At 66.8% G+C, this 25,670-nt stretch carries 20 protein-coding genes; 9 read left to right on the top strand and 11 right to left on the bottom strand.

The window, feature by feature from the left end:
• Nucleotides 1–112 precede the first annotated feature (112 nt).
• From IB275_RS16395 to IB275_RS16380, 4 genes are all read left to right on the top strand, one after another.
• Nucleotides 113–2,110: a TonB-dependent receptor family protein gene (locus IB275_RS16395; RefSeq protein WP_192296106.1), complete on the top strand. Its 1,998-nt coding sequence runs from the start codon at nt 113–115 to the stop codon at nt 2,108–2,110.
• 108 nt (nt 2,111–2,218) lie between these two features.
• The gene (locus tag IB275_RS16390; protein WP_192296032.1) at nt 2,219–2,842 is read left to right on the top strand and encodes a hypothetical protein; all 624 of its coding nucleotides are present in this window, start codon (nt 2,219–2,221) and stop codon (nt 2,840–2,842) included.
• A 134-nt stretch (nt 2,843–2,976) separates the two neighbouring features.
• The gene (locus IB275_RS16385; RefSeq protein WP_192296031.1) at nt 2,977–4,362 is read left to right on the top strand and encodes an NAD(P)/FAD-dependent oxidoreductase; all 1,386 of its coding nucleotides are present in this window, start codon (nt 2,977–2,979) and stop codon (nt 4,360–4,362) included.
• An 11-nt stretch (nt 4,363–4,373) separates the two neighbouring features.
• A complete protein-coding gene (locus IB275_RS16380) occupies nt 4,374–4,718 on the top strand; it encodes a cupin domain-containing protein (protein ID WP_192210971.1) in 345 nt (114 codons plus the stop codon).
• Here IB275_RS16380 and IB275_RS16375 read toward each other — a convergent pair.
• The gene (locus IB275_RS16375; protein WP_192296030.1) at nt 4,708–6,195 is read right to left on the bottom strand and encodes a PucR family transcriptional regulator; all 1,488 of its coding nucleotides are present in this window, start codon (nt 6,193–6,195) and stop codon (nt 4,708–4,710) included. The genes IB275_RS16380 and IB275_RS16375 overlap by 11 nt on opposite strands.
• A 263-nt stretch (nt 6,196–6,458) precedes the next feature.
• On the opposite strand from IB275_RS16375, the gene IB275_RS16370 reads away from it, so the two are divergent.
• Complete coding sequence (locus IB275_RS16370) at nt 6,459–7,499, top strand: ABC transporter substrate-binding protein (protein WP_192296029.1); 1,041 nt, start codon at nt 6,459–6,461, stop codon at nt 7,497–7,499.
• Between the two features lie 284 nt (nt 7,500–7,783).
• Here IB275_RS16370 and IB275_RS16365 read toward each other — a convergent pair whose 3' ends face one another.
• Nucleotides 7,784–9,145: an MFS transporter gene (locus IB275_RS16365; protein ID WP_192296028.1), complete on the bottom strand. Its 1,362-nt coding sequence runs from the start codon at nt 9,143–9,145 to the stop codon at nt 7,784–7,786.
• Nucleotides 9,146–9,343: 198 nt separating this feature from the next.
• Complete coding sequence (locus IB275_RS16360) at nt 9,344–11,080, bottom strand: response regulator (RefSeq protein WP_192296027.1); 1,737 nt, start codon at nt 11,078–11,080, stop codon at nt 9,344–9,346.
• A 149-nt stretch (nt 11,081–11,229) separates the two neighbouring features.
• Between IB275_RS16360 and IB275_RS16355 the strand changes: the two genes are divergently transcribed.
• From IB275_RS16355 to IB275_RS16345, 3 genes are read left to right on the top strand one after another with little or no spacing between them, the layout of a single operon-like run.
• On the top strand, nt 11,230–14,154 hold the full coding sequence (locus IB275_RS16355; RefSeq protein WP_192296026.1) for an autotransporter outer membrane beta-barrel domain-containing protein: 2,925 nt from the start codon (nt 11,230–11,232) through the stop codon (nt 14,152–14,154).
• 48 nt (nt 14,155–14,202) lie between these two features.
• Nucleotides 14,203–15,759: an EAL domain-containing protein gene (locus IB275_RS16350; protein WP_192296025.1), complete on the top strand. Its 1,557-nt coding sequence runs from the start codon at nt 14,203–14,205 to the stop codon at nt 15,757–15,759.
• A 30-nt stretch (nt 15,760–15,789) separates the two neighbouring features.
• Entirely contained in the window at nt 15,790–16,194 is a 405-nt protein-coding gene (locus IB275_RS16345) for a g-type lysozyme inhibitor (RefSeq protein ID WP_192296024.1), read from the top strand.
• A gap of 3 nt (nt 16,195–16,197) precedes the next feature.
• Here the strand turns inward: IB275_RS16345 and IB275_RS16340 are convergent, their stop codons facing one another.
• The 5 genes from IB275_RS16340 to IB275_RS16320 form a co-directional block, all read right to left on the bottom strand.
• A complete protein-coding gene (locus IB275_RS16340; protein ID WP_192296023.1) occupies nt 16,198–17,742 on the bottom strand; it encodes an MDR family MFS transporter in 1,545 nt (514 codons plus the stop codon).
• Nucleotides 17,735–18,883: an HlyD family secretion protein gene (locus tag IB275_RS16335; protein ID WP_192296022.1), complete on the bottom strand. Its 1,149-nt coding sequence runs from the start codon at nt 18,881–18,883 to the stop codon at nt 17,735–17,737. The genes IB275_RS16340 and IB275_RS16335 overlap by 8 nt, the downstream gene beginning before the upstream one ends.
• Entirely contained in the window at nt 18,880–20,367 is a 1,488-nt protein-coding gene (locus IB275_RS16330) for an efflux transporter outer membrane subunit (RefSeq protein ID WP_192296021.1), read from the bottom strand. The genes IB275_RS16335 and IB275_RS16330 overlap by 4 nt, the downstream gene beginning before the upstream one ends.
• Before the next feature lie 101 nt (nt 20,368–20,468).
• Complete coding sequence (locus IB275_RS16325; protein ID WP_192296020.1) at nt 20,469–21,215, bottom strand: AraC family transcriptional regulator; 747 nt, start codon at nt 21,213–21,215, stop codon at nt 20,469–20,471.
• A 184-nt stretch (nt 21,216–21,399) separates the two neighbouring features.
• Entirely contained in the window at nt 21,400–22,434 is a 1,035-nt protein-coding gene (locus tag IB275_RS16320; RefSeq protein WP_412548205.1) for an AraC family transcriptional regulator, read from the bottom strand.
• Between the two features lie 23 nt (nt 22,435–22,457).
• Here IB275_RS16320 and IB275_RS16315 point away from each other — a divergent pair, with 23 nt between their 5' ends.
• Nucleotides 22,458–23,291: an oxidoreductase gene (locus IB275_RS16315; protein WP_192296018.1), complete on the top strand. Its 834-nt coding sequence runs from the start codon at nt 22,458–22,460 to the stop codon at nt 23,289–23,291.
• A gap of 8 nt (nt 23,292–23,299) precedes the next feature.
• On the opposite strand, the gene map is transcribed toward IB275_RS16315, so the two are convergent.
• The 3 genes from map to IB275_RS16300 all read right to left on the bottom strand — a co-directional run bounded on the left by map (nt 23,300) and on the right by IB275_RS16300 (nt 25,647).
• On the bottom strand, nt 23,300–24,040 hold the full coding sequence (gene map, locus IB275_RS16310; protein WP_494514446.1) for a type I methionyl aminopeptidase: 741 nt from the start codon (nt 24,038–24,040) through the stop codon (nt 23,300–23,302).
• 26 nt (nt 24,041–24,066) lie between these two features.
• Complete coding sequence (locus IB275_RS16305; RefSeq protein ID WP_081520395.1) at nt 24,067–24,276, bottom strand: ParD-like family protein; 210 nt, start codon at nt 24,274–24,276, stop codon at nt 24,067–24,069.
• Between the two features lie 96 nt (nt 24,277–24,372).
• Nucleotides 24,373–25,647, bottom strand: coding sequence for a CaiB/BaiF CoA transferase family protein (locus tag IB275_RS16300; RefSeq protein ID WP_192296016.1), 1,275 nt, complete (start codon nt 25,645–25,647; stop codon nt 24,373–24,375).
• Nucleotides 25,648–25,670: the final 23 nt, after the last annotated feature.

Genomic DNA, 25,670 nt, shown 5'->3' with positions numbered 1-25,670 from the left:
CGTTGTGCCCGCCCGACTCAAACTGCTGCCGCTGCTGATCTGCGGCGTCACCCACGGCCAGCTGGCCCGCGCCGCCGACCCGCAGAGCGCCGAGCAAGCGCTGGCCGCGCCCATGGTGGTGACGGGCGCCTATGCGCCGGTGTCGAGCTTCGACCTGCCGTTCTCCATCGACACCGTGCAGCAGCCGCAGCTCAGCGATGGCCAGCTCGGCGTCAATGCCTCCGAAGTGTTGCAGCGGGTGCCCGGCCTGGTGGTGCAGAACCGCCAGAACTACGCCCAGGACCTGCAGATTTCCTCCCGTGGCTACGGTGCGCGCTCGGCCTTCGGCATTCGCGGTCTGAAGCTGCTCAGCGACGGCATCCCGGCCAGCACACCGGACGGCCAGGGCCAGGCGGCGACGCTGAACCTCGACGTCGCCGAGCGCATCGAGGTGCTGCGCGGCCCGGCCTCGACGCTCTACGGCAGCAACAGCGGCGGGGTGATCCAGATGTTCTCCCGCGACGGTTACGGGGCGCCGAAGGTTGGCGCGGAAACCACCTTCGGCAGCGACGGCTTCAACAAGAACCACCTGTATGCCGAAGGCGGCACCGACCAGGCTGGTTTCCTGCTCGATGCCTCGCGCATGGACACCGACGGCTACCGCGACCACAGCGCCGCGCGCCGCGACCAGACCTTCGCCAAGCTCAACTTCAAGCCCGACGAAGACAGCCGGATGGCGCTGATCTACAGCAGCCTGGAGCAGAACAACACGCAGGACCCGCTGGGCCAGACCTGGGACGCCTATAAGCACGACCCGCGCTCCGTCGCTCCGGCGGCCGAGCTGTACAACACGCGCAAGAGCATCGATCACCAGCAGCTGGGCATGAACTACGAGCGCTATTTCGGGGATGCGACACTGCAGTTAAACCTCTACGCCGGCCAGCGCAGCGTGGTGCAGTACCTGTCGATCCCCAGGACGGTGGCTTCCAACTCCCAGCGCGGCGGTGGCGTGGTGGACTTCGACCGCGAATTCCACGGTGGCACCCTGCGCTGGATCCAGCCGGTGCACAGCGCTCCGGGCGAGTTGACCGTCACCACCGGGGTGGACTACGACCGCAGCGAGGATGACCGCAAGGGCTTCCAGAACTTCAGCGGCGACCAGTTGGGCGTGAAGGGCGAGATGCGGCGCAACGAGAACGACATCGCCACCAGCCTCGACCCCTACGTGCAGGCGCGCTGGGAACTGGGCAACTGGACCTTCGACGCGGGCCTGCGGCACAGCACCATGAAAATGGAAGTGGACGATCGCTACCTGGCCAACGGCGACTCCAGCGGCTCGAAGAAGTACCAGCAGAACAACCCGTCGCTCTCGGTGATGTACGCCTTCACTCCCGACCTGCACGGCTACGTCAGCGCCGGCAAGGGTTTCGAGACCCCGACCCAGGCCGAGATGGCCTACGCGCCGGGCCTGAGCGAGAGTTTCAACTTCGGCCTCGACCCGGCCACCAGTACCCAGTATGAGGTCGGTCTGAAGGCCAGGGTCGCCGGCAATACGCGGGTCAACGCGGCGATCTTCGAGATACGCACCGACGACGAGATCGTCGTCGCCAGCTCCAGCGGCGGCCGCACCAGTTACCAGAATGCCGGCAAGACCCTGCGCCGGGGTTTCGAGCTGGGCGTGCAGAGCGACCTGTCCGAGCACTGGCAGGCCAACCTGGCTTACACGCGCCTCGACGCCACCTATGACGAGGACTTCGTCGAAAGCGGCAGTACCATCGAGAAGGGCAACCACCTGCCCGGTGTGCCCGGCAGCAGCCTGTTCGGCGAACTGGTGTGGAAGCCGCAGGATGGCATCAGCATGGGCTTCGAAGGCCAGTACCGCAGCAAGGTCTACGTCGAGGACAGCAACGAAGACAAGCCGGCGCCCAGCTACGCGGTGTTCAACTGGCGCACCCGCTTTGAGCAGCACGTCGGGCCCTGGACCTTCCACCAGCTGGTGCGCCTGGACAACCTGCTGGATCGCCAGTACGTCGGCTCGGTGATAGTCGGCGACAGCAACGGGCGCTATTACGAGGCGGCGCCGGGGCGGTCGTGGTATGCGGGTGCGGGGCTGGAATACCGGTTCGATTGAGTCGGCGCCGGATCGCCTTCCAATGTTCCGATTGTCGTCTGCGGGGCGCCATGAGGTCCCTGAATCCTCTATCCTCGCGTCCTTTGCATTGCGTGGGACGAGTTGGTAATGGGCAGATGGGCAATGGGCGCACTGTTGATGTGCGTGGCGGGCATGGCGTCGGCGGCTGATCCGCTGTTCGGCAAGTACAACTACGGCGCGGCGCAGAAAGGCTTCGGCAAGCAGCAGGGCTTCGTCGAATGCCTGCAGCCCATGGGCGTCACCGCGCGCTGCAAGGATGGCGTGGACTACGCGGGCACGCGCTTCCGCCTGGCGCTGACCTTCGACAAGCAGAAACTGGTCGAAGCGGTGCTCTACAGCGAATACAACGACGCCGCCTACCGGCGCGTGCTGCAGGAGGTGGCCAAACGCTTCATGCTGGTGGCCATCGCCGACGACAAGAACGTGGTCGACGTGCTGGCGCACACTCTCAACCCGAACCGCACCGAGGCCGACGCCAAGGCCATTGGCGACTTCGAGACCCATGCGCTGCGCAGCGGGATGATCAGCTACCGGCTCTACGAGCAGCTCGACAAGTACATCAAGCCGGGCCTGGACGCCCGCCAGGTACTGGCCACGGTGCCGTCGAGCATTCGCGTGGCCGAGGTCACGGTGAAGCACGGCAAGTCCGATAACTGGCTGATCGTGAAATTCGCCAAGCCGGGCCTGGCGCCGAAGAAGCCCAAGGCCTGATATCCCCGGCAGGAGCGCAATGGCTTCATATCTTCGTATGAGGCCTTCCCCCGGATTGCATGGAACGGACGATTGTTCGCCACTGGCCTGACGCAGGACAGTGGCGCCACTACCGTTCAACCTGGAATCCGCACATGAAACGTTCCCTGTGGCTGGAGGAAATCGCCTCCGAGCTGACTCCGCTGCCTGCGCTGGAAGGCCCGCTCGACGTCGACGTGGCCATCGTCGGCGGCGGCTTCGTCGGCCTCTGGACCGCGCTGCGCCTGCTGGAGCTCAAGCCTGACTGCCGTATCGCCATCATCGAGCGCGACATCTGCGGCGGCGGCGCCTCGGGGCGCAACGGCGGCTTCGTCATGTCCTGGTGGCCAAAGATCAGTTCGCTGGCCGCGCAGTGCGGCAAGGACGAGGCACTGCGCCTGGCCCGTGCCTCGGCGGCGGCCATCGGTGAGATCGAGGATTTCTGCAAGGCCCACGACATCGACGCGCACTTCCGCCGCGCCGGCTGGTTGTGGACTGCCACCACCGACGCCCAGCGCGGTGCCTGGAAGGGCGTGCAGCAAACCTGCGAACGCCTCGGCGAGCCGGTGTTCCAGTCGCTCTCCAATAGCGAGGTGGCGAGCCGCGCCGGCTCCGCCAAGCACCTCGAAGGCGTGCTCGAAGCCAGCAACGCTACCGTACAGCCGGCCCGTCTGGTGCGCGGCCTGCGCCGGGTGGCGCTGGAGAAGGGCGTCCGCATCTTCGAGAACACCCCCATGCTCAGCTTCGATCGCGGCCGGCCGGCGGTGATCCGCACTCCCGGCGGCGAACTGCGCGCACCGAAGGTGGTGATGGCGACCAACGCCTGGGCGGCGGCGATTCCCGAACTGCGCCGCACCATCCTGCCGGTGACCAGCACCGTGGTCGCCACCGCGCCGATCCCCGAGCGCCTGGAACAGATCGGCTGGACCGGCGGCGAAGCCATCACCGACTCGCAGCTGATGGTCGACTACTACCGCACCACGCAGGACGGCCGCATCGCCTTCGGCAAGGGCACCGGGATGATCAGCTTCGCCAGTCGCATCGACGAGAGCTACGACCACAACCCGCAGCTCAGCGAAGACACCGAACAGGACCTGCGCCGCACCTACCCGCAACTGGACGACGTAGCGGTGACCCACAGCTGGTCCGGCCCCATCGACCGTACCTACGACAGCCTGCCGGTCTTCGGCCACCTGGAGGGCGCGCCGCACATCGTCTACGGCATCGGCTGGAGTGGCAACGGAGTCGGCCCGAGCCGCCTGGGCGGGCGCATCCTCGCCAGCCTGGCGCTGGGTATCGATGACGAATGGAGCCGTTGCGGCCTGGTCGGCCGGCAGCCCAAGCGCTTCCCGCTCGAACCGGTGCGCTACGTCGGCGGCCTGATGGTGCGCGGCGCGGTGCAACGCAAGGAACAGGCCGAGGCGCAGAACCGCAAGGGCGGCTGGCTCGACCGTACCCTGGCCGGCTTTGCCCCGGCGGGACTCGAAGACAAGGACCTCTAGGAGAAAGAACCATGCCCCAACCGATCCTGCTCACCGGCACCGCCGGCCTCGAACTGCCGGCGCCGCAACCGGTGAAGGAACCCCTGGGTACTCCGGTATCCAGCGCCGCGACCCACGCCGAGGAAGGCGAGGGCGGCCTGCTCACCGGTGTCTGGGAATGCACGCCCGGCCGCTGGCGGCGCCAGGTGCTGTCGCGGGAATTCAGCCACTTCATCAGCGGCCACTGCCTGTTCATCCCGGACGACGGCGAGCCGATCGAACTGCGCGCCGGCGACGCCGTGCTGTTCCCGGCGAACTGTCAGGGCACCTGGGATATCCGCGAAACCGTGCGCAAGAGCTTCGTGATCATTCCCTGATTCCGGCATCTATTCCGGCAATCTGCGCCGAGCGCAGCGCGATCCAGAGGACGGCCACGTCCTCGGTGCAGTCCAGCGAGCGCTCGGTGATTTCCTCGATACGGCGGATGCGGTAGACCAGCGTCTGCTTGTGCACGTTGAGCAACTGCGCGGCCTTCTGCCAGGAACGGTTCTGCTCGAGGAAGACGCGCAGGGTGTGCTGCAACTGGCCACCCTGTTGCGCATCGTAATCCGCCAGCGCACCGAGTACCCGGCGATGCACACGCCGTGCTTCTTCCAGGCTCGCCGGCAGCCAGGACTGCTCGCCCTGGGCATCGGCATAGGCCACCAACGGACGCTGGCGGTTGGCATGGGCCAGCGCGAGGCGCGCCTCGCGCAGGGCTTCCACCGCCCGCAACGCATGGCCCAGCGGGTTGCTGTGGCCAAGGGTGCAGTCCAGCTCGGCCTGCAACGTTTCTGCCTGCGCCGGATCGCTCAGCAGCAGGATCAGCTCGTTGCCCTGGTGGCGCACCAACAGGCCCATTCCCAGCCGCTGAAGGCGTTGCTGCCAGTGTTGCGGCAGCTCGCCGGCGGCGCGCGCCAGCACCAGGCAGGCGGCATCCACCGGGCAATTCAGCTGCGCCAGCCGTTCCTGCGCCGCGCGTTCGGTTAGGCGCTGTTGCAGCAGGTCGTCCAGCAGTTCCGAACCCAGCCGCAGCATGCGCTCATGCTCGACCTGGGCGCGTTCCAGCTCGATGCCCAGCACCGCCACGATGTGATGCAGCAGGCCGTAGTCGAGCAGCTCGCCGCCCGTGGCGAGGATTTCGCAGGTGGTCAGCGACGGTAGCGGCATCACCAGCGCTTCCTGCTCGCCATTGCTGCAGCGGGTCACGGTGTCCGGCACCGAGCGGCGCTGGGCGAGGGTTGCCCGCCAGCTGTCCGGCAGCGGCGGCAGGCCTTCCTGCCAGGGTTGCAGCGTCGCCGAGTCGAACAGGAACAGCTGCGCGCGCACGTCGCTGCACAACCGGCGCAACAGCCCGGCGAGGCCGAGACCGCGCAGGCCGATGCGGGCGCTTTCATAGATGCGCGTCACGGCGCTGCGACGCTCGTGCTCTTCCTGTTTGCTGGCGTCGACGATGGCGCGGGTCACGGCGGAGAAGGGCACCGCGTAATCGGTCATCAGCAGCGGGAAACCCAGCTGGCAGGCTTCGTCCTGCAGCGCCTGGATATCCGCCGGGGCCTGCATGTTCTCGCCGATCATCAGCCCCGAGATGCGTGCCCCGGCCAGCCGCTTCAGGTAATCCCGTTGCGCCTGGGCCTGGGCGGGAATGCCGATGCCGGTAGTCATCAGCAGGTCGCCTTCACCCAGCCACTGGGTCGGGTCCGCAAGCTCGCACACATGCGCCCAGCGCAGGCGCCGGCCGACGCCCTCGCTGCCGCCGAGCAGACGGGTGCGCAGGGAGGCGTTGTCGAGGATGTCCTGGATATGGAAAGGCATGGCGGGTCCGCGGGCAGGAGTGGCTATCGATCAGGCCGGCAAGCATGCCACCAAGCGCGAGGCCTTGTCGCGCCTGGCTTGAGCGAGCCTTGCGGGCTTCGTACCGGGATACGAGCGGGGCCCTTCAAATTGTAGTTCCGTCTGATTGTGGAGCCTGGCGGCGGCCTCAAGACTAGCTGGCAGTGCGCCATGCGAGCCCTTGCAGGCTGCGAATGGCGCCGCCTGCCGCGAGGCGGGCCGTCTACTCACCGGAGACCATAACAATGAACAAGATCCTGAGTTCCTCCATCGCCTGCGCCCTGGGTTGCGCGGCGACTTTCCCTGCCTTCGCCGACCTCACCGTGGTCTCCCACGGCGGCGCCAACAAGGCTGCCCAGGTCAAGGCCTTCTACCAGCCCTACATGCAGCAGAGCGGCAGCCGCCTGATCGCCGACGAGTTCAACGGCGAGATGGCCAAGGTCAAGGTGCAGGTCGATACCGGCAGCGTCTCCTGGGATGTGGTGGAGATGGAAATGCCGGAACTGGCGCGGGCCTGCGACGAGGGCCTGCTGCAGGAAATCGGCGAGCAGCCGGGTATCGCCAAGCTCGCCCCGGAGCTGCTGGATGGTTCGGTACAGCAGTGCGGCGTGGGCTTCTTCGTCTGGTCCACGGTGCTGGCCTACAACGCCGACAAGCTCAAGAGCGCGCCCACCGGCTGGGCGGATTTCTGGGACACGCAGAAATTCCCTGGCAAGCGCGGCCTGCGCAAGGGCGCGATGTACACGCTGGAGTTCGCCCTGATGGCCGACGGCGTGGCGCCGAAGGATGTCTACGCCGTGCTCGGGACGAAGGAAGGCCAGGACCGCGCTTTCAGGAAGCTCGACCAGATCAAGCCGAGCATCCAGTGGTGGGAAGCCGGCGCACAGCCGCCGCAATACCTGGCTTCCGGCGACGTGGTGATGAGCTCCGCCTACAACGGCCGCATCGCTGCCGTTCAGGACGAAAGCCAGCTGCGCGTGGTGTGGAATGGCGGCATCTATGACATGGACGCCTTCGCCATTCCCAAGGGCGCGAAGAATACCGAGGAAGGCCTGCGCTTCATCCAGTACGTGCTGCAGACCGAACAGCAGAAGAACTACGCGCAGCAGATCGCCTATGGCCCGGTGAACCGTGCCGCGGTTCCGCTGGTGGACGCCGCCCGCCGCACCAACATGCCTACCGATGAGGCCAACCTGGCCGGTCAGGTTGCGATGAATGCGGCCTTCTGGGCCGACCATGGCGAGCAGCTGGAGCAGCGCTTCAACGCCTGGGCCGCCAAGCAGTAAAGCTTCACAGTGTGCGGCGTCGCCGCACTTTCAGGCCGCCCTCGGGCGGCCTTTTTTGTGCGCGCCTACAACGATTAGCACCGCGACTCCCTTGTAGGAGCGGGCCATGCCCGCGAACCGCGGAAGAAGTCCGCGCGTCCCGTCGTGCATCGGTACCGTAAGCGTTGCTGACGGATCGCGAGCATCGCTCGTCCCTACAGGGAACGCCGTGCCTGGCCGGATCGCCGGGCACAAAAAAGCCCATCGGCAGCGCCGATGGGCTTCGGGTCAAACGCAGGAGCGGATCAGGTCGCCAGGCTCAGCGATGCCGATTGCTGCAGCGAGCGGCCCTTGGTTTCCGGCGCCCACGCCAGGCAGATGAAGAACGCCAGCAGGGTAATCGCCGCACCGATCAGCAGGGTTGCCTGCAGACCGATGGACTCGATGCCGATGGGCATCAGGTAGGTGCCGGTCGCCGCGCCGATGCGGCTGAAACCGACCGCAACGCCGACAGCGGTGGCGCGTACGGAAGTGGGGAACAGCTCGTTGGGGTAGATCCACTCCAGGATGCTCGGGCCGCCGGAAACGAAGGCGTAGAAGGCAAAAGCGCCGACGATGAACCAGGCCGGGGCGTCCGCCCACAGGCCCAGTGCCAGCAGCGGCAACGCCATCAGTGCGAAGGGCACCACCACCATGGGGCGGCGGCCCCAGGTTTCCACCAGCTTCAGCGCCGGGATCACGCCGATGGCGAAGAGGATAGCGATCATCAGCTCGCCCAGGGTCGAGGAGTTCTCGCCTTTGATGCCAGCGGTCAGCAGGATCATGCTACCGAAGGTGTAGAGCACATATTGGGGCGTGATCTGCGCGAAGTAGAGCATGCCGCACATGATGGTGCGCTTGAGGTAGCCGCCCGAGGAAATCATCTTCAGGTCGCTTTTCCACGAACGATGACGGCCACCGTCGTTCAGCTCGGCGACATCGGCGGCAGTGATTACCACGTCCTTGTCATAGACCAGCTTGATGACCTTCTGCGCTTCCTCGATTCGTCCCTTGCTGGCCAGCCAGCGCGGCGATTCCGGGATGCCGCGGCGGATCAGCACAACGATGATGCCCAATACCGCGCCGCTGAACAGCATCCAGCGCCACAGCGAGTGGTCGCCGGTCCAGGAGACCATCAGGTAGCCGACGATGAAGGCGGTCATGGCGCCGCAGGACCAGGCCAGTCCGGACACGCCGATCATGAAGCCGCGGCGCTTGGACGGGGTGAACTCCGTGAGCAGCGAAGTGGCGATGGGGTAATCCGCGCCGACCGCGAGGCCGATGACGAAACGCAGCACGATCAGTTGCCAGGCCTCGGTGACGAAGGCCGACAGGCCGCAGGCGATCACCAGCACGGTGAGGTCCAGGGCGTACATGGTTTCCCGGCCGATGCGGTCGGTGATGGCGCCGAACACCGTTGCGCCGAAGAAGATGCCGAGCAGCGAGGCAGCGCCTATCAGGCCGGTTTCCACCGAGGTGGCGGCGATGTCCTGACCGAAGCCGATCAGCGCGATGCCGATCAGGCTGAGGATGTAGCCATCGAGGAAGGGGCCTCCGCAGCAGGCCAGCAGCAATTTCCGGTGAAATTTCGATACTGGGGAATGTTCAATGACATCAAACACGCTCATGGGTACAACCTTTGTTGAATTTATAAGTGGCCGGGCAGGCAGCTTTCTGGAGCCGGCAACGGGCGGCAGGAGCCCTTTTCAGAGGCCGGCAAGGGGGAGGGAGAGGGTGCAGGGGGAGGCCCGGGCGGACAATTCACCCAAGGTAAGAAGCGCTGCGCAGGGCCTTGTACGATCGTATGAGCGGTGCCGCGGAGGCACTCAGCGCGTGCTGGCCTGTTGCAGCAGCAGGTGCACGGTGGCGCAGCAGCCTTGGCCGGGCAGATGAGAAACCTGCAGCTCGCCGCCGAGGCTGTTGATCAGGTGCTGGGCGATATTCAGGCTCAGGCTGTTGCGGGCCGGGTTGCGCGTGGGGTAATCGCGGGTCAGTTCTGAAAGGGAATAGGCGCGCAGTTCACGGCGCTTGCTGCCCGGAAGGCCTTCGAGGGTGATGCGCACACCCATTTGCTGCTGCTTCGGGCTGGCGGCGATGCGCAATCGGACGCTGCCGTCGTCGGTCAGGTCGATCACGTACAGCCCCAGGTGTCGCAGAGCTTCGCGCAGGGACTTGGCGTCGACCAGCAGGGCATTGCGCGAGCGACTGTCGGCCTCCAGTTTCAGCGGCAGCTGTTTCTGGTCGGCCGGTGCGTGCAGGACGTCGAGGACCTCGGAGGCGAGCTCGTCCAGCCGCGTCGGCATCAGGGGAACCTCGTCCTGGGCGATGAGCGCCCGCTTGAGCGAGGCGCCGTGGACCTTCAGTTCCTCGAGTATCGCCAGGGCCTGGTCGAGGTCCTTGGAATTGGGCTGCGCGAGGGTGTTGGCGAGCGCCTCGATACGTTCGTTGAGATGGGTCGTCGCGCTGGTGAAAAGATCGGTCAGTTGCTGGTGCGCCAGTTCGCTGGCTTCGGCACGGCCGCGCAGTTCGTTGAGCTGATCGTAGCGTTCGGTGATGTCGGTGCTGCAGCAGATCATCCCGAGCAGGTTGCCGTCGCGGTCGCGGTAAGGTGTGCCCCAGTGGTGGAGCACGCGGCGTTCGCCGTGGACCGAGAGTTCGATGTCCTTGCTGAAGGGCTGTTCCTCGGCGAGTGCGCGCTGCAGAAAGCGCAGCATGTTGCGGGCATCGGTCGGTTGATACCAGTCCACCTCGGTGGTGCGGGTGCCGAGCACGTCGTCCAGTTCCGCCTGGTACAGCTCCAGGTGCGCCGGGTTGGCGTACACCAGGCGCGCCTCGGTATCTCGGACGTAGAAAGCCGCTGGCAGGCTTTCCACCATGGAGCGCCACAGGGGCGCTTCGCCGCCGTCGGCGCCCGGGTCATGGGTATGACTCGCCGGTGCCGCGAGATGATTGCGCCGGGCGAAGTCGATCAGATCGAGCATGCTGGTGAGGTTGAGCTTGCTGCGCATGCGTGCGCGGTAGGTGCTGACGGATTTCTCGCTGATGGTGAGCTCGTGGGCGATTTCCTGGTTGCTGTAGCCGCTTGCCAGCAGGCTGAGCACGCTGAGTTCGCGGTTGGACAGCGAAGCGACGCGCTCGGCGTCGTTCTCGTACAGGCTGGCGCGATGCACGCTGCCCAGCATTTCGGAAGGGAAGTAGCTGTGCCCACGCAAGACCACCGCCAGGGCTTCCTTGAGGCGGTCGATGTCCTGGTGCTTGCTGACGAAGCCTGAGGCGCCCACCTGCAGGAAACGGCCGACGTAGTGTTCCGAATCCTGCGTGCTGTAGCCCAGGATCGGCAGCGTCAGGCCACGGCCGCGCAGGCGCGAGATGACATCCAGGCCGGTGAGCTGCGACAGGTCGATGTCGATGATCAGCAGGTCTGGCGCGAGGCGGGTAGTCAGGCTCAGCGCCTCGAGTCCGTTGCAGGCCTCGCCGACCACCGTGTGGCGCTCCGCCTGCAGCAGCATGCGCACCGCGTAGCGGGTCATCGGGTGTTCGTCCGCGATCAGTATCCGCGCCATCTGTTCCCCCTGGGTTGCCCTTCACTCTAAGGCATGGTGATCGCACTCGTGTAATCATTTTCCTACAAATCGTGACTGGTTTTCGCATCCTCACTTTGAGCGGGCACGCCAAGAATGGCCTCAACCGCTTCCCCTCAAGGTGACTCGCCATGGAACCCCTCACACGCATTCCCAACCTGTCCCACACACCGCTTGCGCTTGTCATCGCCCTGTTTATCGCCGCCCCGGCGCTGGCAGCGGACTTCAGCACTCCCCAGGTCTTCACCGTCGCCAGTGCGCTACCCCACGCGCTGGTGCAGTCGCGCATCGATATCCCCGGCAGCGGCCCAGCTGTCAATGTGCAGGGCACTGACTTTTCCCTGCGTGATGTGCTGCTGCGCAATGCCGGCAGCGGCGGCGCGCTGCAAGCTCTCGGCGGCGCGGTTGTGGACGCGACGGCGCTCGATGCGCAGACGCTGGGTGGCCGTAGCCCGGCCATCCGCGTCGACAGCAGCTCCCTGCGGCTGAGCGATTCGAGCCTGGTGACGCGCGGCATCCTCAGCTACGGCATACAGGTGTCGGGGGCCTCGGCCCTGCAGGTGGAGCATTCGCGCATCGAAACCTTCGAGACCAGCAGTACCGGCATCCTCGTGGAAGGTGACGCGCTTCCCGGTCTGGTCAGCCACTCGCAGATCCACACGCACAAGGCCGAGAGCGCAGGCGTCGGCCTGAGCGCCAGCGGCCCGCTGGAGCTGGTCGACACGCGGATTCTCACCGAGGGCAGTTCCAGCTACGGCGTTTCCGCGAACAACGGCAGCCAGGTGCTGCTGGGCCAGGGCAGTACGGTGAATACACAGGGAAACTATGCCGCTGCGCTGAGCGCCCGGGACGGCTCGGCCATCGCCATGAGCGACGGCTCGGTGTTCACCCAGGGGCGCCAGTCCGCTGCTGCCTTGGCCGGCCGGTCCAGCCAGATCGAGCTGCAAAATACCCAGTTGCTGAGCGCAGGCGCCCAGTCCTCCGCGCTGGAAATCAGCGGCGACAGCCGTATCGGCCTGCGGGACAGCCAGGCCGCCAATGTCGATGGCAGCACCGTGCTGTTCTCCGGAGGGCAGGGTATCGGCCAGCTGGAACTGACCGACTCAGCGCTCACCGGCCAGCAGGACCTGATCGAAACCGCCAGCGGCAGCCAGGGCCATGTTGATGCCCGGGGCGCGCAGCTGCATGTCGTCACCGGCAGTGCCTTCCTGGTTCGTCCGGGCAGCGTGCTGAACGCCGCTCTGGAGAGCTCGACAGTGGAAACCCCGACCCTTGCCAGCGTCGAGGACAACGGCCAGTTCGACCTGCTCGCGAACGGCAGCACCCTGCATGGCAACACCCAGTTGCTGGCTCCGTCCCGTGGCCGGCTGGACATGGACCTGGGCACCAGCACCTGGGAGTTTGCCGGTAACGCCTCCCTGGGCAATCTCAAGCTGCGCGATTCCGCAGTGTTCTTCAGCGGCCCCGGCTACCAGGTGCTGACGGTGAATGGCGACCTCAGCGGCAATGGCCACTTCCAGATGAAAACCGATCTTTCCACCTCCCAGGGTGACCTGCTGCAGGTGCTGGGCCAGGCCCAGGGCAGCCACGAGATACTGGTGGCCGACAGCGGCCGGGACGCCCAGGGTGCCCCGCTGAAACTGGTCGGCACCGGTGGCGGCGCCGGACAGTTCAGCCTGCTGGGCGGTCATGTCGATGCCGGCGCCTTCCGCTATGGGCTGCAGCAGCAGGGCAACGACTGGTACCTGGTGCAGACCGGGCAAGTGGCGCCGATGACTGCGCTCACTCCGGCGCTGCGCCCGCAGCTGGTCCCGCAGCCCAACGGCAGCAGTATTCCGATGACGGCGCTCAATCCCTCGATCCCGCCGCAGAAGGTGCCCCAGCCCAACGGCAGCAGCGTGCCCATGACTTCGTTGAATCCGTCGATGCGCCCGCAACTCGTGCCGCAGCCCAATGGCTCGATCATTCCCATGACGGCGATGACCCCCTCGATGCGCCCCCAGCTGGTGCCCCAGCCCAAGGTCGATACGCTGCCGATGACGGCACTGACATCGGCGAATCAACCCGCCGTCGCCACGGGTACCCCGGCCATTGCCATGAGCACACTGACCCCGGCATCGCGCCCGGCCAGCCAGGCCCAGCGCCTGTCCAAGGGAGCCAACGCCGCATTGGGCATGCAGACTGCCGCCGCCAACCTCTGGCAGAGCGAACTGGGCACCCTGACCCGCCGCCTCGGCGAACTGCGCCAGGGCCATGACCAGGGCGGCCTGTGGACCCGCGCCATGGGCGGCAAGCTGAACGTCGATAGCGGCGACAGCCGCGCTTTCGAGCAGAGCCTGAGCGGGGCCGAGATCGGCGCCGACCGCGCCTTCGAACAGGCTGATGGCACTCTCTATGTCGGCGGCATGCTCGGGGCGGGCCATGCCGACCAGGACTTCGGCGAGCACAGCTCCGGCGACCTCGACAGCCGCAGCGTCGGCCTGTACGCCACCTACGTGCGCGAAGACGGCTGGTACCTTGACTCGGTACTCAAGTACGACCACCTGCGCGGTGACGTGAAGGTGCCGACCAACAGCGGTGGCCAGGTCCGCGGCCACTACGACTCCGACGCCTACGGCGCCAGCGTCGAGCTGGGTCGTACCGTGCAACTGGGCCAGGGCTGGTTCGTCGAGCCGCAGGTACAGCTTTCTGGCGCCCATCTGCAAGGGCCGCAGTACACCAGCAGTGACGAACTGGAAGTGGACGGCGACGCCGTGGACTCCGTCCAGGCTCGGGCGGGCGGGCGTGCCGGGCGGAACTGGCAACTGGACTCCGGTGCGCAGCTGCAGGGCTACCTCAGCGCCTCGTGGATCGATGAGCTGGCCGGCGACAGCACGGTCAAGGTCAACGGCCACGCGCTGGACAACCAGCTGCCGGGTTCCCGTGCCGAACTCGGCGCCGGCGGTTCGCTGCTGGTCAGCGCCCATCAGAAACTGATGGCCGAGGTCCACTACGCCAACGGCAACGAGATCGAGCAACCGCTGTCGCTGACCCTCGGCTACCGCTACCTCTGGTAGCCAACCATCCCGCTCGGGCGCATGCCGTGCGCCCTCTGGAGACCCATCATGAGTCGCGCTCGCATCGTCAGGGCCGGCGCCATCGCCAGCCTGCTGGGTGTTGCTCTGGTACTGGCCGGCACCGGCTACCTGGCCTGGAGCCTGGTCGTGCAACACACCGGCGAACGCCTGGAGACGCTGGCCAGGCTCGCCTCCCAACGGGCGGACGACACCTTCGCCCAGGCCGCCGCGACGCTGCGCGAGCTGAACCGCTCGCCGCTGCCTCCCTGCTCGGCGGAAGGCATCGAGCAGATGCGTCTGCTGGCCATCGACACGCTAGCGGTGAAGGCGGTCGGCTACGTCGAGGAAGAGGTGTTCGTATGCAGTTCCTGGGGCCTGGTCGGCCGCGCGGCGGAGCGCTGGCCGGAAGATTTCCGAACCCGCGAGGGCTTGGGCGTATCCATCAACGTGCAGCCCTACGTGGCGCCGGCAAAACCCATGCTGGCCCTGCGCGATGCGGCGTTCAACCTGCTGATCGACCCCGAGCACTTCCTCGAAACCTCCCTCGCGCCCGGCGTCAGCCTGGCCCTGGGCACACCGGCAGGGCACTGGCTGGGCACGCCGGCCGCCGGTTTTGCCCAGGTTCTCACGCGCATCCATAGCGAGCCGCACACCGCGCTGCGGGGTGGTTACCTCTATACGCGGGTCAACCACGGCAATTGGCAGACAGTGGCTGCGGTCAGTCGCGAGGCCCTGGTCCGCGACTTGTGGCGCGAGCTGCTCATGCTCGCACCGCTGGCCCTGCTGCTTTCCGGCCTGTGGTGCTGGGTGGTTGCACGTCGCGTGCGTGCCTATCTGTCGCCTCTGGCAGTGCTGACACGGGCCGTGGCGAACGATGAGTTCACTGCCTTCTACCAGCCCATCCTCGACCTGCGCGATGGCCGCTGCATCGGCGCCGAAGCGCTCGTGCGCTGGCGTCGCAAGGACGGCTCGGTGACCCTGCCTGAGAGCTTCCTGCCCCTGGCCGAATCCAGTGGCCTGGTCGAGTCGATCACCGCGCAGGTGATCTCGACGGTCTGCCGCGACCTGGGCGCCAGCCTCGCCTCGGGGGAATTGCAGCATGTGTCGATCAACCTCTCGGCACTCGACGTGGCAAGCGGGAGCTTCCTGCCGCACCTGGCCGAAGCACGGCAGCAGGCGGGCATCGATCCCGGCAGCATCTGGCTGGAAGTGACCGAAAGCTGCCTGTTGAGTATCGACGCCGCGCACCGGACACTGGCGCAAAGCCGCGAGGCGGGCCACCCGATCGCCCTGGATGATTTCGGCACCGGTTACTCCAGCCTGCAGTACCTGCAGCGCCTGCCACTGGACCTGCTGAAGATCGACCGCTCTTTCGTCCAGTCACTATCGGACGGCGCGCCTTGCCCGGTGACCGACCACACCATCGCCATGGCTCGCCAGCTGGCGCTGCGGATGGTGGCCGAAGGCGTCGAAACCGACGAGCAGCTGCAGTACCTGCGTCAGCGCGGCGTGCAGTACGGCCAGGGCTGGCTGTTCGGCAAGGCGATGCCGCTGAACGAATTCGTCGCTTACCTTGCCGGCCAGACCTGGCTGGCGGCCTCATGACTTCCAACCCCTGACCACAGGATGACCACCATGAAAACCTCACTGCTGCTGTTCTGCCTGCTCAGTGCCACCCCGGCACTCGCGCTGGCCGCCGATACCGTCACCACGGTCCCGGTGCACTTCACCAAGGGCGCGAGCAGCACCACCGTCAAAGGCAGCTTCAAGGGCTACGACACGGTTCTCTACACCCTGTCGGCCAAGGCCGGGCAGCACATGAAAGTCGGCGTCAGCGGCAGCAGCAACGCCAACTTCAACGTATTTGCGCCGGGCGACAAACCGGGCGAGTCGACCGCCCTGGGCAGCGGCTCGGTCGGCCAGGACTGGAGCGGCGCATTGCCGGCCTCGGGGACCTACAGCGTGCAGGTCTATCAGATGCGCGCCACCGCCCGCCGCGGGACCAAGGTGGATTACAGCATTCACTTCGGCATCGAGTGACGATCAGGCCTGGCGGTTGCTGCGCAGGGCCAGCGCGGCCACCGCACAGGCCAGCAGCGCCAGGAAGGACAGGTAGAACGCATCCCCGTAGGCCATGAGGAATGACTCGTGACGGATGTGCGCGCCGAGCCGGGCCAGTGTTTCAGCCTGTGCCGGCAACCACTCGTTGAGGCCGAAGGCACCGCCCGGATCGTCCTGCAGGCGCTCCTGCACCGCGGGCGAGAAGAGCGTCACCTGCTCACCGATGCGCTCGGAATGGAAGCGCTCGCGCTGCGAGACGATCTGCGTCAGCGCCGCCGTACCCACCGCGCCGCCCAGGTTGCGCAGCATGGAGAACAGCGCCGAGGCTGAGCCGGCCTGCTGCTTGGACAGGCCCGAGACCGCCAGCACCGACAGCGCCACCATGATGAAAGGCTGGCCGATGCCACGCACCACCGTCGAGGGAATGATCACATTGGCCGCGCTGTCGGCGTCCAGGTGCGCGCCCAGGTAGCAGCCCAGCGCCATGATGGCGAATCCGGTGGCGACCATCAGCTTGGGATTCAGCCAGCGCATCAGGTGTGGCATCAGCGGTGCCAGCAGCAACTGCACGACGCCATAGGCGATCAGGCTCACGCCGATCTCGCGGGCGTTGTAACCGTGCAGCTGGGACAGGTAGTTGGGCACCAGGAACACCAGCCCGAAAGTCGCCGCACCGAAGATGAACATCGCCGCGCTGGCCACGCCGAAGTTGTAGCCGGCCAGCAGCCGCAGGTTGATGAACGAGCGCTGGCCGAACAGTTGCGTGTAGATGAACAGCAACAGCGCGAACACACCGATGACCAGCATCCAGACGATGAAATCGGAGCCGAGCCAGTCCTTGCGGCCGCCTTCCTCCAGCACGATCTGCACCGCGCCCAGGCCGATGATCATGCTGGCAATGCCCAGCCAGTCGCCATTGCGCAGTTTCTCCAGTTGCATGGTCCTGGGCTCGATGGCCCAGGCCACGGCGGCCAGCAGGAGCACGCCGGGGACCAGTTGCAGGTAGAAGATCCAGCGCCAGCTGTAGGCGTCCGTGAGCCAGCCGCCGATGGACGGGCCGGCGGCCTGGGCGACGCTGTTGGACAGGCTGAACAGCGCCATGCCCATGGCCACCCGCGAGGCCGGCAGCTCGGTGATGATCAGCTGGAACGACAACGGAATCAGCACTGCGCCGGCCGCGCCCTGGATGACACGGATGGCGATCAGGGTGGCGAGGTTGGGCGAGAACGAGCAGGCCACCGAGGCCGCCAGGAAGATTGCCGAGCCCACCAGCATCACCCGGCGCAGGGAAAACACCTCCACCAGCCAGGCCGTCAGTGGGATCATCACGATCTCCGCGACCAGGTAGGCCGTGGAGATCCACGAGCCTTCCTCGAAACTGGCGCTCAGCGAGCCCTGGATTTCCGGCAGGGCGGCGCTGGTGACGTGGACGTTCATGCCGGCCATGAAGCAGCCGAGCAACCCGCCGATCACCGCCACCCAGGCCTTGAGCGAGGTCTTTTCGCTGTCACCGGTCTCTCTATTCATGGTGCTGCGCCTCGCCATCGGAGCGGGTATCCACTTCGGCGATCACCGACATGCCGGGCAGGATCGGCACCTGCTGGCGGGCGCCGGGGTCGAGGGCGATCCGCACCGGGAAGCGCTGGACGATCTTGGTGAAGTTGCCGGTGGCGTTGTCCGGCGGCAGCAGGGCGAAGAGGGCGCCGGAGCCTGGCGAGAAACTCTCGATGTGGCCACGCAGAGTCGCCTCGGGAAAGCTGTCCACGCGCACTTCGACGGGTTGGCCAGGACGCATGCGGCGCAGCTGGGTTTCCTTGAAGTTGGCTACCACATAGGACTGCGCCACCGGCACCAGCGCCAACAGCGGCAGGCCGGGAGTGACGTACTGGCGCTGGCGTGCGCGGCGCTGGCCGACCACGCCGGCGATGGGCGCGCGGACCAGCGTGTCTTCCAGTTCGTTTTCTGTCAGGGCGAGACTGGCATCCGCCCCGGCGGCGCGAGCCTGCTGTTGCTGCAACTGGGCGGCGGCCTGCTCGCGGCTGGCCTGAAGCACGCTCAGGCGGGTACGTTGCCGGCTGGCCGCGGCTTCGGCGCGGCTGAACGCTGATCTTGCGCGGGCGAAGTCGGCAGTCACGCTCTCTAGGCGCTGGTCGCTGGCTGCCTTCTGGGCCACCAGGTCGCGGTAGCGCTGGTAGTCCAGTTGCGCGCGCTGGCGCTCGGCGCGAGCGCTGTCGATATCGGCGGCAGCCTGGTCGATCAGCGCCTGTTGCTCCATCAACTGCGCGTCCAGTGTCACCAGCGCGGCCTGCTGCGCGACGATGGCGGCGCGGGCCTCGGCCTGCCGAGCTTGCGCCTGCTGCAGGCGGGCCCGGTAGTCGCGATCCTGGATCCGTACCAGTGGGGTGCCGACGGCCACGCTCTGGTTGTCCTCCACCAGCACCTCGTCGACGTAGCCGGAGACCTTCGGGCTGATGGTGATCCAGTCCGCGCGCACATAGGCGTCGTCGGTTTCCTCCAGGTAGCGGCCGATGTTGGCCCAGTAGAGGCCATAGCCCAGCGCGGCCACGGCAAGGAAGCCGCCGCCCAGCCCCATCAGGCGGCGCTTGCCGATGATCCTTGTCGCCGGTTCGGTGGAGGCAGCTTGTTGTTCATCGACGGCCATGTTCATCGGGCGGGTCCTGTAGAAAAAGTGGTGCGCCCGGCAAGCTCCTGGGCTGGCTCGTCCTGCCAGCCGCCTCCGAGGGCGTGGAAGAGTTCGATCTGGCGCTCGACCAGTTGCCGGTCGGCTTCGGCCTTGTCTGCTTCGAGGCGGACCATCGCGCGCTCGCTGTCGAGCACGTCGAGGAAATCCAGGGAGCCAGCCTGGTAGTTCACCTGCGCCAGACGGTAGGCGTTGCGGCTGCTGGCCAGCGCACCGACCAGCGCATCGCGGTGGCCGCTCTCGCCGTAGTAGCGGGCGAGACTCTGGCGAACCTCCTTGAGCGCCACCAGCGCCTGCTGCTGGAAGCGTGCGAGCTGCTGGCGCTCGTGGGCCTGCGCGCCGTCGAGGCGGGCACGGGTGGTCAGCAGGTTGGGAAAGCTCCAGCGGATCAGCGGGCCGACGGCATAGGTGATCGCCTCGTGCTCGCCGAGGTCGTGCAGGCGCTCGGCGGAGGAGCTGATCGACGCGCCGAAGGACACGCTCGGATAGAAATCGGCCTGGCGTACACCCACTTCATGCCCGGCAGCCGCCAGCGCACGTTCGGCGGCGCGGATGTCCGGGCGGCGTCGCAGCAACGCCCAGCCATCGCCGACCGGCAGCGCCTGGTTCAGTCGGGGCACACTCTGGCAGTCGCTGACGGTTGCCGGCAATTGTCCCGGCGCGCTGCCGGTGAGCACGCCGAGCTCTTCCAGCGCGGCCTGGTGTTCAGCCTCCAGGCGCGGCAGCAGGGCGCGGATTTCCTGCAGAAGGCTGCGCACGCGGTCCACCTCCAGGTCGGTGACCAGCCCGGCGCGACGCTGGCGGACCGTAAGGTCGAGGCTGCGTTCCACGGTCGATACCGAGTGCTGCTGGATGACGGCACGCGCGGCATAGGCGCAGGCATTGGCATAAGCGCGGGCGGTGCCGGCAGCGATGTTGACCCGCAACTGGTCGTGACTGGCCTGAGCGGCCTCCGCGTTGGCCTGGGCGCCGAGGATCGACTGGCGCACCTCGCCCCACAGGTCGAGCTGGTAGTCCAGCGCGAACCCCGGCATCTGGTTCCACTGCGAGCCGGCGCGGATGCCGGTGGCCTTGGCTTCGGTCTGGTCATCGCTGGTGCGGCCGTAGAAGGTCTGCCAGCTCGCCGTGGTGCTCGGCCAGCGCTGCGCCCGCGCCTGGCCCAACAGGGCCAGCAGCTCGTCGATGTGGGCGAGGGAGGCTTGCAGGTCCTGGTTATGCCGCAGGGCCCGGGTTACCAGCAAGTCGAGCTGCGGGTCCTGATACAACCGCCACCAGTCGGCGGGCGGTTCCTGCGCGGCAGTACCGCTGGCGAGCGCCTGCCAGTCGCCACCGGGGGGCAGATGGGCAACCGGCGTCTCATGTTCGCTGATCGCCGAGCAGCCGCCGAGCAGCAGGCCGGCACAAGCCAGCGCGAGCAGCGAGTGTCGGGGGTTGGAGGAGGGTATGGGCATGTCGGGGAGTCACTTCGGTTCGGACTCCCGCAGGTTAGGGATTCAACCGGTGCGGCTCTCTCGCACGGCCGACAACCAGCCTCGCAAAAATGACAAGCTGCTCAGCGCCGGACCGCCTGGTAGTGGCTGGGCGATTGTCCGAGAACCCGCTTGAAGGTCTGCGAGAACGCACTCGGGCTCTGGTAGCCGTGCTCCAGCGCCACTTCCAGCACCGAGGCGCCGGCGATCAGGCGCTGCAGGCTGAGGACCATGCGCACGCGGGTGCGCCAGTCGCCGAAGTTCATCCCCAGTTCGCGCTGGAACAAGCGGGCGAGGGTGCGGCTGCTCATGTTCAGTTGCTGCGCCCAGTCTTCCATGCCGGTCTCGTCCGCCGGTGCGCCAATCACCGCGTTGCACAGCCGCAGCAGGCGCGGGTCCTGCGGCATGGCGAGGTGGATGCCGACCGTCTGCGCCGCGTCCATCTCCACCAGCAGCAGTTCATGCAGGCAACGGCGGCGGTGCTCGTTGCCGGCGTCGGCCGGTACGGCACTGGCGGCCACGAGCAGTTCCCGCAGCAGGGGCGTTACTGCGATCAGCTGGCACTGCTGGCCGCCCCAGGGCCAGGTGGAGGCGGGCATGAACAGGGTGCGCATGCGCACGCTGCCGAACATGCGGATCTGGTGTTCGGTGCCCGGTGGTACCCACAGCGCGTGGCCGGCCGGCACCACCCAGTTCTTCTGCGCCGCGCCGACCAGCATCACGCCAGAGATCGAGTGGATCAGCTGCGCCTGGGTGTGGCAGTGCGGCAGGATCTCCTCGCCATCCTGGTGGTCGTAGGCCAGCGCTTCGAGGGAAAGGGCGCAGGTCATGACGGGGTGCTTTCGGGGCGAGTGGAGGTGTCGAGCGGTTTCATGCGGGGCTCCTGGTGGAGCTTGCATTTTAAGTGAATATTCTGGCGGATAAGCGGCGTTTGAGTGCTTGAAAGTGAATTATCAAGCAATTAATGCTCGGATTATTGGCAGATGAAGCAATCGCCTGAAAGGCGGTGGATGGTCAGTGGGACGAGACAAAAGCCGAGGCTTCCTGCGCCGGCGGAATCGCGAAGTTCTCCCGCATGCGCTGCGCTTCCGCCAGTGGCGTGCGGCCGAACAGGCGCTTGAACTCGCGGTTGAACTGCGAGGCGCTGGCGTAGCCGACGGCCAGGCTCGCCGCCTGCGCCGTCATGCCCTGGCGCACGATCAGCAGCCGCGCCTGGTGCAGCCGCGTGCACTTGAGGTACTGCATGGGCGAGGTGCGGGTAATGACCTTGAAATGGCTGTGGAATGACGGAACGCTCATGCCGGCCTCGCTGGCCAACTGCGGCAGGTCGAGGGGTTGTGCGTAGCCCGTGTGGATGCGCTGCAGGGCCCTGGCAATGTTGCCGAAGCGACCACGCATGGCCAGCGCCGCGCGCATGGCATTGCCTTGTGCGCCGGTCAGCACGCGGAAGTACAGCTCGCGCAGCAGGGCCGGCGCGAGGATGGTTGCCTCCAGCGGATCGCCCAGCGCTTCGAGGAAGCGCAGCACGGACTGTGTCAGTGCCGGGTCCATCGGGCTGGAGAACAGGCTGCGCGGGGCGGTTTCTGCGGGTGGCTGGCCCAGCTGGAGGCTGTGCTGGTCGATCTGCAGCATCAGCTCGGCGGCGAGCTGGAAGTCCAGGTGCAGGTAGATGGCCAGCAGCGGACGCTCTGGTGTGGCGTCGGTTTCCATGGTGAAGGGCACCGGCACTGCGACGGCCAGGTAGTGCTGTGCGTCGTAGACGTAGGTTTCATCGCCGAAATAGCCGCGCTTGCAGCCCTGGCAGACGATCACGATGCCGGGATCGTAGAGCACCGGAGTGCGCGCCAGCGGCCGGTTCGAGCGGAGCAGTCGCACGCTTGGCAGTGCGGTGAGGTTGTAGCCCTCCTGCGGAGCCAATGCGGCGATCTGGGCGACCATGCGCGCCTGGTCACTGCTGGGGACGTCGATATCGGTATTCATAGAATCAGGCAATAAAGACAGAGCTTGAGGTCTCTGAAAGGGAGATGAGGCTGCGTATTGTGCACTCATTCCCCCTGCAATGGAGTCACCCCATGTCATCTCCCAAGACCCTGCTGATCACCGGCGCCAATAGCGGCTTCGGCCTGGCCCTGGCCCACGCGGCGCTCGCCGCCGGCCATCGCGTGGTGGGTACGGTGCGCACCGAGCAGGCCCGCGCCGAACTGGAAGCACTGGCGCCCGGCCAGGCCTTCGGCCGCCTGCTCGACGTGACCGACTTCGACGCCATTCCCGGCGTGGTCGAGGAAGTCGAAGCCAGCGTCGGCCCGCTGGACGTGCTGGTGAACAGCGCCGGTTACGGTCACGAAGGCATTCTCGAGGAGTCGCCGCTGGAGGCGATGCGCCGGCAGTTCGAGGTGAACGTCTTCGGCGCCGTGGCGATGCTCCAGGCCGTGCTGCCCTACATGCGCCAGCGCCGGCGGGGGCACATCCTCAACATCACCTCGATGGGCGGCTACATCACGATGCCGGGCATCGCTTACTACTGCGGCAGCAAGTTCGCCCTGGAGGGGATCAGCGACGCGCTGGGCAAGGAAGTCGAGGGCTTCGGCATCGCGGTAACCGCCGTGGCGCCGGGTTCCTTCCGCACCGATTGGGCCGGGCGCTCCATGGTGCGCAGCCCGCGCTCCATCGCCGACTACGACGCGCTGTTCGACCCGGTGCGCCAGGCGCGGCAGGAAAAGAGCGGCAAGCAGCTGGGCGACCCGCAGAAAGCCGCGCAAGCGATGCTGGCGGCGATCGAAGCGCCGCTGCCGCCACGGCATCTGTTGCTGGGCAGCGACGCGCTGGGGCTGGTGCGGCAGAAACTGTCGGCCTTGCAGGACGAGATCAGCCACTGGGAAGCGCTCAGCCGCTCCACCGACGGCTGAGCGGCGCATCAGTAGCCGGCGTTGCGCTCCTCGGGGCGCAGGGTGAGGACTTCGAAGCCGGTGGCGGTCACCGCCACGGTGTGCTCGAACTGCGCGGAGAGCTTGCCGTCGAGGGTGACCACGGTCCATTCGTCCGCCAGGGTTTTCACCCCGGAATGGCCCTGGTTGAGCATGGGCTCGATAGTGAAGGTCATGCCTTCGCGCAGCACCTGCCCGGTGCGCGGGCGGCCGAAGTGCAGTACCTGCGGCGGCTCGTGCATCTCGCGGCCGATGCCGTGGCCGCAGTAGTCCTCGACCACGGTGTAGCCGTGCTGCCGGGCGTGCCGCTCGATGGCGTGGCCGACGTCGCCCAGGCGCGCGCCGGGCTTCACCGCGCGGATGCCTTTCCACATCGCCTCGTAGGTGATCTCCACCAGACGCCGGGCAGCGGGGGAGACATTGCCGATCAGGTAGGTCTTGCTCGAATCGGCGATGAAGCCGTTCTTCTCCAGGGTGATGTCGAAGTTGACGATGTCGCCGTCCTGCAGGCGGTCCGCCTCGGACGGCACGCCATGGCAGACCACCTGGTTGCGCGAGGAGTTGAGCACGTAGGCAAAGCCGTACTGGCCCTTGCTGGCCGGCCGCGCGCGCAGTTCATCGACGATGTAGCGCTCGACCCGGTCGTTCACTTCCAGGGTCGTCATGCCTTCCAGCGCCAGCGTGTCGACGAAGCCGAAGACCTTCGCCAGCAACCGGCCGGATTCGGCCATCAGTGCCAGTTCCGCGGGAGTCTTGGTCACTTGGCGCCTCCCGCGGCGGAGTATTTGACCCCGGCTTCCTGCAGTTCGCGGGTGATGATCTCGTTGAAGCTCAGGGTCGGTTCCAGCTCGCAGAGCATGCCGATCTTGATCCAGAACGCCGCCTGGGCGTTGATCGACCGGCAGGCCACGGAGCTGGCGCGGCGCAGCTGGTCGTGCAGGTCGTCGTCCAGGTTGATGATGCCCATGATTCTCTCGCCTCTCTCTGACACAATTCGATATGAAGCATAACAAAACATATATGCATCATATTGATCGAGGCGAGGGAATGCAAAGCCGGCGGCTCAGCCCACCTGCGAGACGGGCTCGGCCAGTGGTTGGGCTAGGGCGATCGCGCCCTTGCCGGCCAGTTCCGCCAGTTGCTCGGTGGCCAGCCCCAGTTGCTCGGCCAGTACCTGCGCGGTGTCCTGGGCGAACATCGGCGGCGCCAGGCGGTAGGTGGGCGGCGAGGCGGAGAAGCGTGCCGGGTAGCCGAGCAGGGTGACTTCGGTGCCGTCCTGCCGGGTCAGGGTCTGCAACAGACCGCGGGCCTGCACCTGCGGGTCGGCGAGGGCCTGCTGCAGGTTGTTGATCGGGCCGCCGGGCACGCCGGCCTTTTCCATGGCAGCCAGGAGGTCGGCGGCATGCCAGCCGGAGATGCTTTTTGCCAGTTCCACTTCCAGTTCGCGGCGGTGCTGGCTGCGGCCAGGGTTGCGGGTGAAGCGCGGGTCGCCACCCAGGTCTTCGCGGCCGAGCAGGCGGCACAGCGCCTGGAACTGCCCGTCGGAGCCGCAGGCAACGAGGATGTAGTCGTCGTTGCAGGCGAAGTCGCGATACGGCACCACGTTGGGGTGGGCGTTGCCCAGGCGCTGCGGCACCTGCCCGCTGACCAGATGGTTCATCGCCTGGTTGGCCATCAGCGACAGCTGGCTGTCGAGCAGCGCGCAATCGATGTGCTGGCCTTCGCCGCTGGCGTGGCGATGGTTCAGCGCAGCGAGGATCGAGATGGTCGCGTACAGGCCGCAGAACAGGTCGCTCACCGGCAGACCGACCTTCAGCGGCCCGGCGCCGGGTTCGTCGTCGCGGCGCCCGGTGATGCTCATCAGCCCGCTCATGCCCTGCACCAGGAAGTCGTAGCCACCGCGCCCGGCGTAGGGGCCGGTCTGGCCGAAACCGGTGACCGAGCAGTAGATCAGCTTCGGGTTCAGTGCCTTGAGCGCGACGTAATCCAGGCCGTAGCGTGCCAGGGTGCCGACCTTGTAGTTCTCCACCAGCACATCCGCTGAGGCGGCCAGGCGCCGCAGCAGGGCGGCGCCGTCGGGGTGACCGAAGTCCACGGCGATGGCGCGCTTGTTGCGGTTGGCGCAGAAGTAGTAGGCGGCGTCCCAGGTGGGGCTGCTGTCTTCCAGGAAGGGCGGGCCCCAGGTGCGGGTGTCGTCGCGCCGGCTGGGGCGTTCCACCTTGATCACGTCCGCGCCCAGGTCACCGAGTATCTGCGTGGCCCAGGGCCCGGCAAGAACCCGCGACAGGTCGAGGACGCGCAGGCTCGAGAGCGGGCCGTGCTGTTGAGTGTTGCTCATGCTTCTCTCCAGTTCGCTGCGGG

The sequence above is a fragment of the Pseudomonas sp. PDM21 genome (assembly GCF_014852505.2).
In the GTDB taxonomy this organism is placed as follows: Bacteria; Pseudomonadota; Gammaproteobacteria; order Pseudomonadales; family Pseudomonadaceae; genus Pseudomonas.
Note: the sequence above shows the minus strand (reverse complement) of the source record. Positions and strands in the feature narration are given on the sequence as shown.

What these genes read in the sequence shown, in the direction of transcription:
- IB275_RS16395 (WP_192296106.1), top strand. Translation starts at nt 113, where the DNA reads ATGGTGGTGACGGGCGCCTATGCGCCGGTGTCGAGCTTCGACCTGCCG.
- IB275_RS16390 (WP_192296032.1), top strand. Translation starts at nt 2,219, where the DNA reads ATGGGCAGATGGGCAATGGGCGCACTGTTGATGTGCGTGGCGGGCATG.
- IB275_RS16385 (WP_192296031.1), top strand. Translation starts at nt 2,977, where the DNA reads ATGAAACGTTCCCTGTGGCTGGAGGAAATCGCCTCCGAGCTGACTCCG.
- IB275_RS16380 (WP_192210971.1), top strand. Translation starts at nt 4,374, where the DNA reads ATGCCCCAACCGATCCTGCTCACCGGCACCGCCGGCCTCGAACTGCCG.
- IB275_RS16375 (WP_192296030.1), bottom strand. Translation starts at nt 6,195, where the DNA reads ATGCCTTTCCATATCCAGGACATCCTCGACAACGCCTCCCTGCGCACC.
- IB275_RS16370 (WP_192296029.1), top strand. Translation starts at nt 6,459, where the DNA reads ATGAACAAGATCCTGAGTTCCTCCATCGCCTGCGCCCTGGGTTGCGCG.
- IB275_RS16365 (WP_192296028.1), bottom strand. Translation starts at nt 9,145, where the DNA reads ATGAGCGTGTTTGATGTCATTGAACATTCCCCAGTATCGAAATTTCAC.
- IB275_RS16360 (WP_192296027.1), bottom strand. Translation starts at nt 11,080, where the DNA reads ATGGCGCGGATACTGATCGCGGACGAACACCCGATGACCCGCTACGCG.
- IB275_RS16355 (WP_192296026.1), top strand. Translation starts at nt 11,230, where the DNA reads ATGGAACCCCTCACACGCATTCCCAACCTGTCCCACACACCGCTTGCG.
- IB275_RS16350 (WP_192296025.1), top strand. Translation starts at nt 14,203, where the DNA reads ATGAGTCGCGCTCGCATCGTCAGGGCCGGCGCCATCGCCAGCCTGCTG.
- IB275_RS16345 (WP_192296024.1), top strand. Translation starts at nt 15,790, where the DNA reads ATGAAAACCTCACTGCTGCTGTTCTGCCTGCTCAGTGCCACCCCGGCA.
- IB275_RS16340 (WP_192296023.1), bottom strand. Translation starts at nt 17,742, where the DNA reads ATGAATAGAGAGACCGGTGACAGCGAAAAGACCTCGCTCAAGGCCTGG.
- IB275_RS16335 (WP_192296022.1), bottom strand. Translation starts at nt 18,883, where the DNA reads ATGAACATGGCCGTCGATGAACAACAAGCTGCCTCCACCGAACCGGCG.
- IB275_RS16330 (WP_192296021.1), bottom strand. Translation starts at nt 20,367, where the DNA reads ATGCCCATACCCTCCTCCAACCCCCGACACTCGCTGCTCGCGCTGGCT.
- IB275_RS16325 (WP_192296020.1), bottom strand. Translation starts at nt 21,215, where the DNA reads ATGACCTGCGCCCTTTCCCTCGAAGCGCTGGCCTACGACCACCAGGAT.
- IB275_RS16320 (WP_412548205.1), bottom strand. Translation starts at nt 22,434, where the DNA reads ATGAGTGCACAATACGCAGCCTCATCTCCCTTTCAGAGACCTCAAGCT.
- IB275_RS16315 (WP_192296018.1), top strand. Translation starts at nt 22,458, where the DNA reads ATGTCATCTCCCAAGACCCTGCTGATCACCGGCGCCAATAGCGGCTTC.
- map (WP_494514446.1), bottom strand. Translation starts at nt 24,040, where the DNA reads ATGGCCGAATCCGGCCGGTTGCTGGCGAAGGTCTTCGGCTTCGTCGAC.
- IB275_RS16305 (WP_081520395.1), bottom strand. Translation starts at nt 24,276, where the DNA reads ATGGGCATCATCAACCTGGACGACGACCTGCACGACCAGCTGCGCCGC.
- IB275_RS16300 (WP_192296016.1), bottom strand. Translation starts at nt 25,647, where the DNA reads ATGAGCAACACTCAACAGCACGGCCCGCTCTCGAGCCTGCGCGTCCTC.